The organism is Corticimicrobacter populi, from assembly GCF_003123725.1.
Classification (GTDB): domain Bacteria; phylum Pseudomonadota; class Gammaproteobacteria; order Burkholderiales; family Burkholderiaceae_B; genus Corticimicrobacter; species Corticimicrobacter populi.
This window is the reverse complement of sequence record NZ_QETA01000007.1, coordinates 139,260-153,761: the sequence shown is the minus strand read 5'-3', so window position 1 is coordinate 153,761 and position 14,502 is coordinate 139,260. Positions and strand designations below refer to the sequence as shown.

General features: G+C 63.7%; 14 protein-coding genes. 9 read left to right on the top strand and 5 right to left on the bottom strand.

Translation table 11 applies throughout. From position 1 onward, the window contains the following. Positions 1–47 precede the first annotated feature (47 nt). From DD235_RS14900 to DD235_RS14860, 9 genes are all read left to right on the top strand, one after another. Entirely contained in the window at positions 48–1,115 is a 1,068-nt protein-coding gene (locus DD235_RS14900; RefSeq protein WP_109062881.1) for an ABC transporter ATP-binding protein, read from the top strand. Continuing rightward, positions 1,108–1,986, top strand: coding sequence for an ABC transporter permease (locus tag DD235_RS14895; protein WP_109062880.1), 879 nt, complete (start codon positions 1,108–1,110; stop codon positions 1,984–1,986). Before DD235_RS14900 ends, DD235_RS14895 begins: the two co-directional genes overlap by 8 nt. A 37-nt stretch (positions 1,987–2,023) precedes the next feature. Next, a complete protein-coding gene (locus DD235_RS14890; protein ID WP_109062879.1) occupies positions 2,024–2,818 on the top strand; it encodes an ABC transporter permease in 795 nt (264 codons plus the stop codon). 22 nt (positions 2,819–2,840) lie between these two features. Beyond that, positions 2,841–3,980: an NAD(P)/FAD-dependent oxidoreductase gene (locus DD235_RS14885; RefSeq protein WP_109062878.1), complete on the top strand. Its 1,140-nt coding sequence runs from the start codon at positions 2,841–2,843 to the stop codon at positions 3,978–3,980. After that, the gene (locus tag DD235_RS14880; RefSeq protein WP_109062963.1) at positions 3,970–4,320 is read left to right on the top strand and encodes a (2Fe-2S)-binding protein; all 351 of its coding nucleotides are present in this window, start codon (positions 3,970–3,972) and stop codon (positions 4,318–4,320) included. The genes DD235_RS14885 and DD235_RS14880 overlap by 11 nt, the downstream gene beginning before the upstream one ends. Beyond that, on the top strand, positions 4,310–5,728 hold the full coding sequence (locus DD235_RS14875; protein WP_420810477.1) for an FAD/NAD(P)-dependent oxidoreductase: 1,419 nt from the start codon (positions 4,310–4,312) through the stop codon (positions 5,726–5,728). The genes DD235_RS14880 and DD235_RS14875 overlap by 11 nt, the downstream gene beginning before the upstream one ends. 40 nt (positions 5,729–5,768) lie before the next feature. Beyond that, positions 5,769–6,917 carry an NAD(P)/FAD-dependent oxidoreductase gene (locus DD235_RS14870; protein ID WP_109062961.1) on the top strand — a complete coding sequence of 383 codons (1,149 nt, stop codon included), beginning with the start codon at positions 5,769–5,771 and terminating at the stop codon, positions 6,915–6,917. Positions 6,918–7,059: 142 nt separating this feature from the next. Continuing rightward, positions 7,060–7,419: a RidA family protein gene (locus DD235_RS14865; RefSeq protein WP_109062877.1), complete on the top strand. Its 360-nt coding sequence runs from the start codon at positions 7,060–7,062 to the stop codon at positions 7,417–7,419. A gap of 170 nt (positions 7,420–7,589) precedes the next feature. Next, entirely contained in the window at positions 7,590–7,967 is a 378-nt protein-coding gene (locus tag DD235_RS14860; protein ID WP_204524256.1) for a tudor domain-containing protein, read from the top strand. 97 nt (positions 7,968–8,064) lie between these two features. On the opposite strand, the gene trpC is transcribed toward DD235_RS14860, so the two are convergent. The 5 genes from trpC to dld form a co-directional block, all read right to left on the bottom strand. Continuing rightward, positions 8,065–8,859 (bottom strand): indole-3-glycerol phosphate synthase TrpC, encoded by a 795-nt coding sequence (trpC, locus tag DD235_RS14855; RefSeq protein WP_109062876.1) that lies wholly within the window; start codon positions 8,857–8,859, stop codon positions 8,065–8,067. A 6-nt stretch (positions 8,860–8,865) separates the two neighbouring features. After that, positions 8,866–9,891: an anthranilate phosphoribosyltransferase gene (gene trpD / locus DD235_RS14850; RefSeq protein ID WP_109062875.1), complete on the bottom strand. Its 1,026-nt coding sequence runs from the start codon at positions 9,889–9,891 to the stop codon at positions 8,866–8,868. 23 nt (positions 9,892–9,914) lie between these two features. Beyond that, positions 9,915–10,478: an aminodeoxychorismate/anthranilate synthase component II gene (locus tag DD235_RS14845; RefSeq protein WP_109062874.1), complete on the bottom strand. Its 564-nt coding sequence runs from the start codon at positions 10,476–10,478 to the stop codon at positions 9,915–9,917. A gap of 25 nt (positions 10,479–10,503) precedes the next feature. Next, positions 10,504–12,048, bottom strand: coding sequence for an anthranilate synthase component I family protein (locus DD235_RS14840; RefSeq protein WP_109062873.1), 1,545 nt, complete (start codon positions 12,046–12,048; stop codon positions 10,504–10,506). A gap of 641 nt (positions 12,049–12,689) precedes the next feature. Further along, the gene (dld, locus tag DD235_RS14835; RefSeq protein ID WP_204524262.1) at positions 12,690–14,435 is read right to left on the bottom strand and encodes a D-lactate dehydrogenase; all 1,746 of its coding nucleotides are present in this window, start codon (positions 14,433–14,435) and stop codon (positions 12,690–12,692) included. Positions 14,436–14,502 lie beyond the last annotated feature (67 nt).

Here is a 14,502-nt window from a genome sequence, read left to right as displayed (position 1 = left end):
CGGGCGTCGTGCAGCAGCGGGACGCCCGCACCTATTGGGGTTGCATCATGAGCTTTCTTGATATTCGGGGCCTTGGCAAAAGGTTCGGAGATTTCGTTGCCGTTGAAAACCTCGACCTGCAGGTCGAGCGCGGCGAATTCGTATCGTTGCTGGGGCCTTCCGGCTGCGGCAAGACCACGACCCTGCAGATGATCGCCGGCTTTGTCGAGCCGACGCGCGGCGAGGTCAGCGTCAATGGTCGCAGCCTGCTGGGCCTGCGGCCGGAAAAGCGCGGCATGGGCATCGTCTTCCAGAGCTATGCACTGTTTCCGCACATGACCGTGGCGGAGAACATCAGCTTCGGCCTGGAAATGCGTGGCATGGGCAAGACCGAGCGCATCAAGCGCGTGGCCGAGACACTGGACATGGTCCGGCTGCAGGGACGCGATGCCCGCTATCCTCGCGAGCTGTCGGGCGGCCAGCGCCAGCGCGTGGCAATTGCCCGGGCATTGGCGATCCGGCCCGAGGTGCTGCTGCTCGATGAGCCGATGTCCAACCTCGATGCCAAGCTGCGCGAGGAAATGCATATCGAACTGCGTGCCATCCAGCATCAGCTCGGCATCACCACGATCCTGGTCACGCACGATCAGATCGAGGCCATGACCATGAGCGATCGCATCGCAGTCATGCATGGCGGCAGGATTGTGCAACTCGATGCACCCTATGCCACCTATGAGCGCCCAGTGTCGACGTTCGCCTCCAACTTCCTGGGCAAGACCAATGCGTTCAGTGGTCGGACCCTGTCCCAGGACGAATCGGGCTGTACGGTGCAACTGGGCGGCCTGACGGTGCGCGTCGGGCACGGTGGCCGTCGTGTGGCGCAGGAAGTACAGGTCTATATCCGCCCCGAGAAGCTGCGGCTGGCTCCGGTGGATCAGGGGCGGCTCGATGGCGAAATCCGTACGCGTCTGTTCCTGGGCAGCTACTGGATGCTCGAGATCGAGACCCCGCTGGGCACGTTGCGCGTGAGTGTGCCCAACGTGGGGCTGGTGACGGTGGGCGAAGGCGACCGGATCGGCCTGATCTGGGACGACGCAGACCTGCGGGTACTGGATACGGAGTCGCATCATGAGTAGCGCCGCCGCTGACCGCTCGCGCCGCATGGCCCCCTGGCTGTTGTCCGGCCCGGCGCTGGTGCTGTTCCTGGCGATGCTGCTGGCACCGCTGCTGTTGACCGGCATCCTGTCGTTTCATGTGTTCGATGGCATCGGTACGATCGACGAGTCGTATTCGCTCAAGAACTACCTGGAAATTCTGTCCGACGACTATTACCACGAGATCTTCCTGCGCACGGCAGGCATGGCGGGTGCGGTAACACTGCTGTGCGTGCTGCTGGGCGTGCCCGAAACCATCATCCTGTCGCGCATGCGCAGTCCCTGGCGTGGCCTGTTCCTGGTCGTGATCCTGGCTCCGTTGCTGATCTCGGTGGTGGTGCGCACACTGGGCTGGGCTATCCTGATGGGCAACAACGGCCTGCTCAACGAAGCCATGCTGTGGCTGGGGATTGTTGATGAGCCCGTCCGGCTGGTCTTTACCCTGACTGGCGTCATCATCGCCATGACGCACGTGATGGTGCCGTTCATGGTGATCTCGGTCTGGGCCTCGCTGCAGAAGCTGGATCCGCAGGTCGAGCAGGCTGGCCTGTCGCTGGGGGCATCGAATTTCACGGTGATGCGCCGCGTGGTGTTGCCGCAGGTTCTGCCGGGCATTCTCTCGGGCAGCATCATCGTGTTTGCGCTGTCGGCCTCGGCTTTTGCCACGCCCGCACTGCTGGGCGGACGTCGCCTGAAAGTGGTGGCGACGGCAGCCTACGACGAGTTCCTGAGCACGCTTAACTGGCCGCTGGGTGCCGCTATCGCGCTGATCCTGCTGGTGGCCAACATCATCATCATCCTGGGCTGCAATCGCCTGGTCGAACGTCGTTTTCGCCAGGTATTCGATTCCTAGGATCTGTTCACTCGCATAAGGATATAAGGAGCGCATCATGCGAAAAAACGGCTGGCTGTCGATAGCCTACCATGCGCTGTTCATTCTTTTCATCGTGGCACCGCTGTTGGTGGTGATCGCTGTGTCGTTCACCGACAAGGGGTATATTTCGATGCCTTCGGACGGGCTGTCGCTGCGCTGGTTCAGGGCCATCCTGGATGCCAATGAGCTGATCCAGGCTTTCTGGTTCTCGTTCTGGCTTGGCCTGGTCTCGGCCAGCGTGGCGATCGTGCTGGCGGTGCCGGCGGCACTGGCGATGGAGCGCTACCGCTTTCCGGGGCGGGGCACGTTGATGGGATTCTTCCTGTCGCCATTGATGATTCCGCAGGTTGTACTGGGTGTAGCATTCCTGCGGTTTTTCAATCTGGCCGGCATGAGCGGCTCGTTCTTCTGGCTGGCGATGACACACGTGATCGTGGTGATGCCCTATGCGCTGCGGCTGGTGCTTTCCGCCGCCACCGGGATGGACCGCGATGCCGAGCGGGCTGCGCTGTCGCTGGGCGCGTCGCGCTGGACAGCGGCGCGCCGCATTGTCCTGCCGATGATTCTGCCGGGCATTGTCGGGGGCTGGCTGCTGTCGTTCATCCAGAGTTTCGACGAGCTGACGATGACGATTTTCGTGGCCACGCCGGGCACGATGACGCTGCCGGTGGCCATGTACAACCATATTGCCAACACCATCGATCCGCTGGTGGCTTCGGTGTCCACGGTGCTGATTGTCGGCACGCTGATACTGATGGTGCTGCTGGACCGGGTGGTCGGGCTGGATCGCGTGCTGATCGGGAACAAATAGGTGCAGGAAAAGGAGTAATACGATGGAAACGAGAGACGTCGTGGTCGTGGGAGGCGGGCTGGTCGGCAGCGCGGTGGCCTACGGACTGGCCCGACAGGGGTTGAAGGTGGCGTTGCTGGATGAGGGGGATCAGGTGTTTCGCGCATCGCGCGGCAACTTCGGCCTGGTCTGGGTGCAGAGCAAGGGCGAAGGCAAGCATGACTATGCCCGCTGGAGCCTGCAATCGGCACACCTGTGGCCGGGTCTGGCAGAAATGCTCATGCAGGATGCGGGTGTCGATGTTCAGTTGCAGCAGCGCGGTGGCCTGCATATCTGCCTGTCGGAAAAGGAGCTGGTGGACCGGCAGGCCCGGCTGGCGACCATCCAGCAGGGCGTGGGCGACGACTACACCTTCCAGGTGCTGGATTTGCAGCAGGCCCGCGAGTTCATCCCCGGCCTGGGGCCCGACGTGGCGGGCGCAACCTATACGCCGATGGATGGCCATGCCAATCCACTCAAGCTGCTGCGTGCATTGAATGCCTCCTGTCAGGTGCGTGGTGTCAGCATCGTGCGTGGCGCGGCAGTGACCGATATCCGGCGCGAAGGGGGCTGCTTCAGGATCAGGACGGCGGCCGGCGACTGGCAGTCCGATCGCGTGGTGCTGGCAGCAGGATTGGCCAATCGCAAGCTGGGGGCCATGGTCGGCATGGATGTGCAAGTGGGGCCGAATCGCGGGCAAGTGCTGATCACGGAGCGTACCCGGCCGGTGCTGGACTACCCGACCAACTATATCCGGCAGACCGACGAGGGCACGATCCAGATTGGCGATTCGCAGGAAGACGTTGGCTATGACGACAACGTGACGGTGCCGGTATTGGCCGCCGTGGCGGCGCGTGCCGTACGCTGCATTCCCGCGCTGGGTCAGTTGCGGCTGGTGCGTACCTGGGCCGCATTGCGCGTGCTCAGCCCCGACAAATTCCCGATCTATCAGGAGTCCGAGGCCATGCCGGGTGCCTATGTCGTGACCGGCCACAGCGGCGTGACCCTGGCCGCGCAACATGCGATCACGCTGTCGCCCTGGCTGGCGGGTGGCGAGCGTCCGGCCGCGATTGACGGTTTTCGCGCAGATCGTTTTCCACCTTCTTCAGAAATCAAGACCATGGGAGCCGATGATGCTCACTGAAAATCTGTTTCGTACCTTGCCGGCGCGTCCCGATACTGCCCCGCCGGCCCTCGTGGCCATCGAGTTCGATGGACAGAACCTGCAGGTGCCGGCTGGCGTGACGCTGGCGGCGGCACTGCTGGCCGCGGGCGTGGATCGCTTTCGCACGTCGGTGGTCAGCCAGGCACCGCGTGCACCCTATTGCATGATGGGCGTCTGTTTCGAATGCCTGGTCGAGATCGATGGCAAACCGAGCCAGCAGAGCTGTCTGACGACGGTTCGGGCTGGCATGAAAGTACGTTCCATGGAGGGCGCACGTGCGCTGGAACTGGCCTTGACGGGAGAGGATGATGGCCGATAGTCATGCAGGCATGTCTGTGCAGGCACAGCATGTGGAAGGGGAGTACGACCTGATTGTCATCGGTGCCGGGCCGGCCGGTATGGCAGCGGCCACTGAAGCCCGCCGCCATGGATTGTCGGTGGTGTTGCTGGACGAGCAGGAAACGGTCGGGGGGCAGATCTATCGCAGCATTACGCGTACCGATGCCCAGCGCCGGGAGATCCTGGGGCCGGACTATGAACATGGTGCCTCGCTGGCCGAGGCCTTTGCGGTGTCCGGGGCCGAACATCGCCCTGGCAGCTCGGTCTGGCAGGTGACGCGCGAGCGCATGGTGCATGTCCTGCGCGGCGGACGTACCGAGGCATTGCTGGGACGCCGTATCGTGCTGGCGACCGGTGCCATGGAGCGGCCTTTCCCGATCCCGGGCTGGACCTTGCCGGGCGTGATGACGGCCGGGGCTGCCCAGATCCTGCTCAAGGGGGCCGGCGTGGCACCGGCCCAGCCGGTCGTGCTGGCGGGTTGCGGGCCTTTGCTGTACCTGCTGGCCTGGCAATATCTGCGTGCCGGCGTGCCGATCAAGGCCATCCTGGATACGACCACACCGGCTGACCAGCGTCGTGCCCTGCGCCATGTGGCCAGCGCCTTGGCAGGCTGGCGCGATGTGCGCAAGGGGCTGGGCCTGTTGCGCACGCTCCGGGCACATCAGGTGCCGCACTACAAGGGGGTGACGAAACTGGTGGTGCATGGTGAGGGGCAGGCCGAACGCGTGACGTTCGAGGCCAATGGCCAGGCGCAATCGCTGGCGACCGGGCTGGTGCTGCTGCACCAGGGGGTCGTGCCGAATACACAGATCACCTGGTCGCTGCGGGCTGGTCATGAATGGGACGAGGCGCAATTATGCTGGCGGCCTCTGCGCGATGGCTGGGGCGAACTGGATGTGGCGGGTATCTATATCGCTGGCGATGGCGCTGCCATTGGGGGCGCACGGGCTGCCGCCCTGCAGGGACGACTGGCAGGGCTGGGTGCTGCCTGTGCGGCCGGTCGCCTTGATGCGGCGGCGCGTGATGCCCAGGCCGTACCGCTGCGGCGTGAGTTGCAGGGCTTCCTGCATATCCGTCCCTTCCTCGACAGCCTGTACCGGCCCAAGGACGAGAACCGCATTCCGGCCGACGACGTGATCGTCTGCCGTTGCGAGGAAGTCACGGCCGGTACGCTGCGCGAGCATGTGGCGCTGGGCTGCACGGGGCCCAACCAGGCCAAGTCTTTCAATCGTTGCGGCATGGGGCCATGCCAGGGCCGACAGTGCGGCCTGACGGTGACCGAGGTCATTGCCGAGGCGCGGGACGTGTCGCCGGCCGAGGTGGGCTACTACCGCATCCGGGCACCGATCAAGCCGCTGACGCTGGCCGAGCTGGCGCAAGGAGGCTGAGGTGACGGCTGCGGCAGGCAGTGCACATCCGGCCGTCGCGATGCGGGCCGGTGCGCCAGCGGTGCTGACCTCGGAACGGGCACGCGATGTCGATGTGCTGATCGTCGGCGGCGGGCTGCAGGGCATGTCCAGTGCCTTGCATCTGGCGCGCAGGGGCGTGCGTACGCTGTTGCTGGAGGCCGATTACTGCGGTCGCCATGCTTCCGGCGTCAACGCCGGAGGCGTGCGCACACTGGGGCGCCATCTGGCCGAAATCCCGCTGGCACTGGCCGCGCGCGATGAAATCTGGCATCACATCCAGGAGTACGTGGAGGATCGCTGCGGTTTCGTGGCGAGTGGACAGTTGCAGGTCATCGAGTCGGATGCCGACCAGGCCAAGGCGGCCGAGCGGGTGCAGATGCTCAATGCCGCTGGTTTCTGGCATGAGCGCCTGATCGGACGTGAGGAGGTTCGCGAACTGGTGCCGGCCATTTCGCCGCATGTGCAGGGCGGTATTTGGGTCGAGCGTGATGGCTATGCGCTGCCGTTTCGTACGGTCACGGCTTTCCGGCTGGCGGCGCAGCGAGCCGGCGCGGATATCCGCGAGGGCATGCCGGTCCAGCGAATCTACCGGCGTGATGGCCTGTGGCATGCCGAGGTGCGGGGCGAAGTGTTCCGGGCGCGTACGCTGGTCAATACCGCAGGGGCCTGGGCCGGCGAGATTGCCGCCCAGGTTGGTGATCCGGTGCCGGTGCAGGCCGGTGGCCTGATGCTGATGGTGACGCGGCGCGTGGCACCCTTCGTCAACCCGGTGCTGGGGGCGGTGGGTCGACCCCTGTCGTTCAAGCAGTTCGACAATGGCACGGTGGTGATCGGCGGTGGTTTGCGCTGTACGGCCGATCCACAGGCCCGCGTGGCCGATGTGGATGTCTCGACCATGGGGGCCAGCGCACGGACTGTGACGGAACTGTTCCCGCATCTGGCCGATATTGCGATTGCTCGCGCCTGGGGGGGCGTAGAGGCCTTCATGCCGGATCTGATTCCGGTCATCGGCTTCAGCCGCCAGGGCCACGATGTCGTGCATGCCTTCGGGTTTTCGGCACATGGTTTCGAAATGGGGCCGGTGGTCGGGCGGATCGTGTCGGAGCTGGTCTGCGATGGCGAAAGTCGTCTGCCGATTGCGCCGTTTGCGGTAGAACGGTTTTTTTAGTTTCTTGATGGCCAAGTCGCTGCAAGCCAGACAGTATGCAGTGAAAGAGCAGTAGGGCATGCAGGGGCATGCAGCAACATTTTCATCACCCGTGCCGGACGATCCTGTGCCGGCACGGCATTCTCAAGGGGAGTACTACAACATGACACAACAAGCCATCCAGCGCATCGACAGCAACGAGCGCCTCAGCCGTATCGTGATCCATGGTGGCGTGGCACACATCGCCGGCGTGACCGCCTCGGACAGCAAGGCCGATATCCAGGGCCAGACGCGAGACGTGCTGGCCAAGATCGACGGCTATCTGGCCCAGGCCGGGACCGACAAGTCGCGCCTGCTGACCGTGCAGATCTGGCTCAAGGACATCGAGCGCGATTTCGCCGGCATGAATGCCGCCTGGGGCGAGTGGGCCGACCGCAGTGCCTTGCCGACGCGCGCGACCTGCGAGGCCAGGCTGGCCCGTCCGGAACTGCTGGTGGAAATCATCGTCAGCGCGGCAATCTGAGAACGTGTAAACGTTGGATCAGACAGGGCAGTGCCGGAGGAATTTTTATTCTGTGCCTGCTCTGCTGGTTTTGTTGATCGCGTGTTCTGAATACCCAGTTTCAGGGATTTTCTGGAAATTCCGGCGTCCTTAGAATGGCAGCCTTGTGCTTTTTTAATGGAGGTTGCTGAATGATGCGGAATCCCATATTCATATTTTTGGTGGCTTTTGCTGCGGTGTTCGGTTCTGGTGCTGCTGGTGCCCAAACAGCGGGTGACTGGGTGCTGGGTAATTTCCAGGGGGCCGGGCGATGGTATCCGGGTATTGTTCAAAGCACCTCCGGAGGGCAGGTAATTGTTCTGTACGATGATGGAGATACCGAAATCCTGCCTGCCAGCAGAGTGCGGCATTACAACTGGATGGTGGGGACGCGAGTCGAATGCAATTACCAGAATCAGGGCACCTGGTACCCCGGAAAAATCGCATCCCTGTCGGGAGAGCGGGTGGGTATCAATTATGACGATGGCGACAAAGAAATCACCCGCACCGGTCTTTGTCGTTCAAGGTAGTCGAGATTGATGGATCTATTGTTGCCTTGCCCATTTCTCGGAAATGCAGCAAGGCAACTGTCTGTGACACGGGTGTGAAAGATGAAGCGGCAGTCCGTCAGGCCTGTCCCATCAGTTCGGCCAGCGCAACACCCGGATCGGTTGCCCGCATGAAGGCCTCACCGATCAGGAAGGCATGCACTTCATGGCTGCGCATCAATTGCACATCTTCGGGTGCGAGGATGCCGCTTTCCGTGACCACGCGCTTGCCGGCCGGGATGCGGGGCAGCAGCTCCAGCGTGGTTTGCAGCGATGTCTCGAAGGTGCGCAGGTTGCGGTTGTTGATCCCCAGAAGGGGGGTCTGCAACTGCAGTGCGATGTCGAGTTCGTCGACATCGTGTACCTCGATCAGTACATCCATGCCCAGTGACAGGGCGCAGGCTTCCAACTCCTGGAGTTGCGACAGGCCGAGTGCGGCGGCGATCAGCAGCACGCAGTCGGCACCCATCGCCCGCGCCATGATGATCTGATAGGGATCGATCATGAAGTCTTTGCGCAGCACCGGCAACGGGCAGACGGCGCGAGCCTGGCGCAGGTAGTCGTGCGAGCCCTGGAAAAACTGTACGTCGGTCAACACTGACAGGCAGGCTGCACCGTGGGCAGCATAGGTGGCAGCGATCTCGGACGGTGCGAAATTCTCGCGCAGAATGCCCTTGGAGGGTGAGGCTCGCTTGATCTCGGCGATCACGGCCGGCTTGCCGGCGGCGATCTTGTTCTCGATGGCCTGGATGAAGCCGCGCACGTCCTGGCGTGCCTGTGCCTCGCGCAGCAGGTCGGCCTCGCTGCGCAGCAGCCGTGCCTGGGTGACTTCTTCGGCCTTGACGGCCAGGATCTTTTGCAGGATGTCGCTCATGGGGGGTCAGAACTTTTTGGTGAAACTGCAGAATTCGTCGAGTTTGGCGCGTGCCGCACCGCTTTCCAGCAGTTCGGCAGCCTTTTGCAGACCGGCATCAATGGAGGGGGCACCATTGCCGGCGTAGATCGCCAGCCCGGCATTGAACAGCACGATATCACGCGCCGGACCGGGCTGGTTGTTGAGTGCCTGCAGGACCAGGTCGCGGGATTCCTCGCGGTTGCCGACCCGGATCGAACGGTTCGATACCATCGACATGCCGAAGTCCTCGGGATGGATCTGGTATTCGCGTACCTGGCCGTCCTTGAGTTCGCCGACCAGGGTACTGGCCCCCAGGGAGGCCTCGTCCATGCCGTCCATGCCATGCACGATCAGTACATGCTTGGAACCCAGGCGCTGCAGGGCCCGTACCTGGATGCCGACCAGATCAGGGTGGAAGACACCCATCAACTGGTTGGCGGCACTTGCCGGGTTGGTGAGCGGGCCGAGAATGTTGAAAATCGTGCGTACGCCCAGCTCCTTGCGGATGGGGGCGACATTTTTCATGGCTCCGTGATGCGCGGGCGCAAACATGAAGCCGATGCCGATTTCCGCGATGCACTGTGCGACCTGCTCGGGGTTGAGGGCCAGGTTGGCTCCCAGCGCTTCCAGCACGTCGGCACTGCCCGACGAGGATGAGGCGCTGCGGCCACCATGCTTGGCGATGCGCACGCCTGCGGCGGCGGCCACGAACATGGCGGTGGTGGAAATGTTGAAAGTGTTGCTGCCGTCGCCGCCGGTGCCGCACATGTCGAGCAGGCTGTCGGGATCGGCCACGCGGACCGGCGTTGCGAATTCGCGCATGACCTGGGCAGCAGCCGTGATCTCGCCGATGGTTTCTTTCTTGACGCGCAGGCCGATCAGCAATGCGCTGGCGGTCTGCGGCGACATCTCGCCGCGCATCAGCATGCGCATCAGATGCAGCATTTCGTCGTGAAAAATCTCGCGGTGCTCGATGCAGCGGGTCAGGGCTTCGGTAACGGTGATGCTCATGGGACTGTCCGGTATCTTTGCGTTCAGAGGGTCAGGAAATTGCGCAGCAGGTCATGGCCGTGTTCGCTCAGGATCGACTCGGGGTGGAACTGTACGCCATAGACAGGCAGCTCTTTGTGACAGATGCCCATGATTTCGCCATCTGCGGTTTCGGCAGTGACGCGCAGGCAATCGGGCAGGGTGCTGCGCTCGATCGCCAGGGAGTGGTAGCGGGTAATGGTAAAGGGAGATGGCAGATTGCGAAAGATGTCGGTGCCGGCATGGGTGATCGGCGATGTCTTGCCATGCATGATTTCCTTGGCGCGCACGATGTCGCCGCCGTAGGCCGCGCCGATCGACTGGTGGCCCAGGCAGACGCCCAGGATGGGCACCTTGCCGGCAAAGCGCTGGATCAGCGGTACGGAAATACCGGCCTCGGCAGGCGAGCAGGGGCCGGGCGAGACGCAGATGCGCGCCGGGGCCAGGCGTTCGATTTCCTCGAGGGTGATCTGGTCGTTGCGCGCCACATGGACGTCTTCGCCCAGTTCGCCGAAATATTGCACCAGGTTGTAGGTGAACGAGTCGTAGTTGTCGAGCATCAGCAGCATGATGATTCCTTGGATGTGGGCGCAGTCAGACGGATTCGTCCAGGCCGTTCTGGACCTGTTCGGCAGCGCGCAGCACGGCGCGGGCCTTGGATTCCGTTTCCTGCCATTCCTTTTCGGGGTCCGAGTCGGCCACGATGCCGGCAGCCGCCTGCACGTACAGGGTGCCGTTCTTGATGATGCCGGTGCGGATGGCGATGGCCACGTCCATCTCGCCGCCGTAGCTCAGGTAGCCGGCCGCACCGCCATAGATGCCGCGCCGCACGGGTTCCAGTTCGTCTATCAGTTCCATGGCGCGCACCTTGGGCGCACCGGTCAGCGTGCCGGCCGGGAAGGCCGCACGCAGCACATCCATGGCGCTCATGCCGGGGTTGAGCGTGGCGCTGACGTTGGACACCAGGTGCATGACGTGCGAGTAGCGTTCCACCACCATCTTGTCGGTGACTTCGACCGTGCCGGTCTGTGCCACGCGGCCGACGTCGTTGCGTGCCAGGTCGATCAGCATCACGTGTTCAGCCACTTCCTTGGGGTCGGCCTTGAGTTCGGCTTCCAGCGCCAGGTCTTCTTCGGGCGTGCCGCCGCGCTTGCGGGTACCGGCCAGCGGCCGGATGGTGATGCGGCTTTCTCCCTCGGCGGTGCCATCGGCAGCAGGGCTGTCCGCGTGTTCGATCTTTTCCTGGCGTACCAGAATCTCGGGCGAGGCACCGACCACCTGGAAATCACCGAAATTCCAGAAGTACATGTAGGGTGACGGGTTGAGCGAGCGCAGGGCACGGTATAGCGACAGCGGCGCATCGCGGAATGGCTTGGCGATGACCTGGCCGACCTGGACCTGCATCAGGTCACCGGCGGCGATATATTCCTTGGCGCGGCGCACGGCAGCGAGGTAGTCCTCTTTCTTGAAGTCGCGCTGCGGTTCGGTCTGCAGGCTGGGCTGGCTGTAGGGCACCTGGGCCGGCTTGCGCAGTTGTGCGCGCAGTTCCTGCAGGCGCTGGCGGGCGCGGCTCCAGGCTTCTGGCTGGGTCGGATCGGCGTATACGATCAGGTAGATGCGTCCGGCCAGGTTGTCGACGATGGCCAGTTCGTCCACGTGCAGCAGCATGATGTCGGGCGTACCCTCTTCCATACCGGCCGGGAAAGGCTTGACCGCCGGTCCCAGGCGCGGCTCGATGTGGCGTACCGTGTCATAGCCGAAGTAGCCTGCCAGGCCACCCGCGAAGCGCGGCATGCCGGGGCGCAGGGCGACGCGAAAGCGTTGCTGGTAGGACTCGATGAAGGCCAGCGGATCGCCGTCATGGGTTTCGACGACGACCCCGTCACGCAGCAGTTCGGTCCGGGTGCCGCTGGCGCGGATCACGGTACGGGCCGGCAGGCCGATGAAGGAGTAGCGGCCAAAGCGTTCGCCGCCCACCACGGACTCCAGCAGGCAGCTCATGCGGCCGGCCTGAGGGCCGCTGTGAGCCAGCTTGAGATAGAGCGACAGCGGCGTGTCGAGGTCGGCGTAGGTTTCCGCCACCAGGGGAATCCGGTTGTAGCCCTGGGCGGCTAGCGCGTTGAATTCGAGTTCTGTCATGATCGGCCTTGTGTGGGTGTCTGGGTGGCCGGACAGATATGAAAAAGCCCGGCCAATGCTTGGTTCCGGGCTGGAATTTCGATGTCGCTGCTGGGTCGGGAGACGGCACGGTGAGGGCTGCCATCATCGACCGGGATCGTCATTGCCCGGTACGCGAACGCCACCAGCGCCACCAGGCGCCAGAGAACGGAACGGAACGGGAAATGGAGTGGATCATTCGAGTCTGTGTTTATCTGTGTGTCGAAGAATATACCATCGTTGGTGTTGGGCTGCCAGTGTGTTTTCTCTGGGGGGTGTTAAAGAGCTGGTGTCTTGCTGACCCGCCGGGTGGCGGCCCTTGGCTGGTTGAGCGTGCGTCGTCGGGTCCCTGCGCTGCGCTTCGGGACTGCCCTGCCTCTGGTCGGGCAACTGGGCGGCGGGCAAACTCGCCCTGCGGGCTCAGACAGTGCCCGCCTTGTTCCCGGCCGCCCGACCAGATGCAGGCCGACGCCAAAACGCTCACCCAGCCAGGGGCCGCCACACGGCTGGATGTTCAAGCGTATTGGCAGCGGGGGAAAGTGACCATGCTGTACGGCCTGATTATTTGCTGCGGACAATAGCGTCGTGTTGTGTGTCTCCGAGTGAGTCGTCAGACTGGATACTTAATGCACCTGCCCGCAGTCGCAGCCCGGCCCCATCTTTTTGCCCCAGCGGAACAGCTTGGATGTCTGGCCGATGCCGGGGTTGAAGGTGTTGCTGGGGTCCAGTTGCTCGTAGAACTCGCGCAGCGCCGGCTTGGCCGGATAAAGGTGGCCGACGTTGTGTTCGGCGGGATACTCGGCACCGCGTTCATCTAGCAGGCTCCACATCCGGTGCTCGATGGCGATGGGATCGCGGCCTTTCTTGACGATGTAGTCCTGGTGGAAAACGTGGCAGAAGAAATGCCCGTAATAGAGCTTGGCCAGGAAGTTTTCCTCGATGTCGGGCGGCAGGGTTTCCAGCCAGTCACGGTCGTCGCGGCGCAGGGCGATGTCCAGTGCCAGGATGTCCTCCACGCTGTGGCGATGCGTTTCGCGGTAACGCACGGCGGCGCTGGCAACGGCGAAGCGGTGCAGGAAAGCCTTGCGGCCTTCTTCTGCATCACACTCGAAGAAATCGCCTTCGGTCGTGCCGAAGTGTGTCTGCAGGAACGCGCGGGTGGCGTCGGCGTCGGTCTTCGAGACGCGCAGCAGCAGGTGGTGGTCGAAACGCTGGCGAAACGCTAGGACGCGACGGGGCAGGTGCTCGGGCAGCAGGCGCGAGAAGAATTGCAACACGCGATCGCTGACGCCGCGCAGGCCCAGCCCTTCGAAGAAGGCATCGACCTTGCCCTTGAAGGCGAAGGCGGCCGGCACCTTGTCGGTGCCGAGCTTGTCGATCAGCAGGAAAATATCCTTGCCGTACTCTTTGCCGATGTCGAAGGCATCGCGGTGGATGTACTCGCCGGCGATCGGCAGCGTGTCGAAGGCCGTCAGCATGTGGCGGCGCACGGCGGTCAGGTCGGCGGTGTCGTTGGAGCCGATGTAGAACACCGTGCTGGGCTCGGTGGCGAAGGTGTCGAGCCGCACGGCGAAGACCGCCAGCTTGCCGGCCGAGCCCGAGGCCTCGTACAGGCCGCGAGGGTCGGCATTGAAACGGGCGGGAGAAGGTTCGTCTACCTGGCGCACGCGCTCGGCGTAGTCGCGGCCCGAAGCGACCCGCTCGGCGTCGTCGCGCACGTCGGCGGGGGTGTATTCGCCTTTTTCCAGGCGCGACAGGATGGTCTCGGGGTCGTCGCCCAGGTTGATGCCCAGGTGATTGACCAGCGCCAGCCTGCCCTCGGCATCGACCTGCGCATACAGGGACAGCTCGGTATAGACCGGGCCACGCCGTACCAGCGCGCCGCCCGAGTTGTTGCAGACGCCGCCCAGCACCGAGGCACCGATGCATGAGGAGCCGATCACCGAATGTGGTTCGCGGCCCAGAGGGCGCAGTGTCTGTTCCAGACGATCCAGTGTCGCGCCGGGCAGGCAGACGACCTGGCGACCCTCGTGCAGCAATTGGATGCCGCGCAGGCGCAGGGTGCTGATGAGGACGACCTGCCGGTCATAGTCATTGCCGTCGGGTGTCGAGCCGCCGGTCAGGCCAGTATTGGCGGCCTGCATGATCACGATGCGGCCGGCGGCGGTCGCGGCCTGCAGGACGCGCCACATTTCGACCAGACTGCCGGGTTGCACGACAGCCAGCGCAGCACCCTCGCCCGTGCGGTAGCCCTTGCGGAAGCGGCGCGTGGCCTTGCTGTCGGTCAGGACATGATGGGTGCCGACATGTTGGCGCAGGGTCTGCAGCAGGTCGTGATCGGACACAGGAGTACGGGCAGTCGTGTTCATGGCAGTCGATGGAAAAGGGAGCATGCACGCCGTCGCCGATGCGCATGGCGGGGCGTGCGTGAGAGGT

Coding starts and splice junctions, on each gene's coding strand:
- DD235_RS14900 (WP_109062881.1), top strand. CDS start 48: ATGAGCTTTCTTGATATTCGGGGCCTTGGCAAAAGGTTCGGAGATTTC.
- DD235_RS14845 (WP_109062874.1), bottom strand. CDS start 10,478: ATGCTGCTGATGCTCGACAACTACGACTCGTTCACCTACAACCTGGTG.
- DD235_RS14880 (WP_109062963.1), top strand. CDS start 3,970: ATGCTCACTGAAAATCTGTTTCGTACCTTGCCGGCGCGTCCCGATACT.
- DD235_RS14860 (WP_204524256.1), top strand. CDS start 7,590: ATGATGCGGAATCCCATATTCATATTTTTGGTGGCTTTTGCTGCGGTG.
- DD235_RS14870 (WP_109062961.1), top strand. CDS start 5,769: ATGCGGGCCGGTGCGCCAGCGGTGCTGACCTCGGAACGGGCACGCGAT.
- DD235_RS14895 (WP_109062880.1), top strand. CDS start 1,108: ATGAGTAGCGCCGCCGCTGACCGCTCGCGCCGCATGGCCCCCTGGCTG.
- DD235_RS14865 (WP_109062877.1), top strand. CDS start 7,060: ATGACACAACAAGCCATCCAGCGCATCGACAGCAACGAGCGCCTCAGC.
- trpC (WP_109062876.1), bottom strand. CDS start 8,859: ATGAGCGACATCCTGCAAAAGATCCTGGCCGTCAAGGCCGAAGAAGTC.
- DD235_RS14890 (WP_109062879.1), top strand. CDS start 2,024: ATGCGAAAAAACGGCTGGCTGTCGATAGCCTACCATGCGCTGTTCATT.
- DD235_RS14840 (WP_109062873.1), bottom strand. CDS start 12,048: ATGACAGAACTCGAATTCAACGCGCTAGCCGCCCAGGGCTACAACCGG.
- dld (WP_204524262.1), bottom strand. CDS start 14,435: ATGAACACGACTGCCCGTACTCCTGTGTCCGATCACGACCTGCTGCAG.
- trpD (WP_109062875.1), bottom strand. CDS start 9,891: ATGAGCATCACCGTTACCGAAGCCCTGACCCGCTGCATCGAGCACCGC.
- DD235_RS14885 (WP_109062878.1), top strand. CDS start 2,841: ATGGAAACGAGAGACGTCGTGGTCGTGGGAGGCGGGCTGGTCGGCAGC.
- DD235_RS14875 (WP_420810477.1), top strand. CDS start 4,310: ATGGCCGATAGTCATGCAGGCATGTCTGTGCAGGCACAGCATGTGGAA.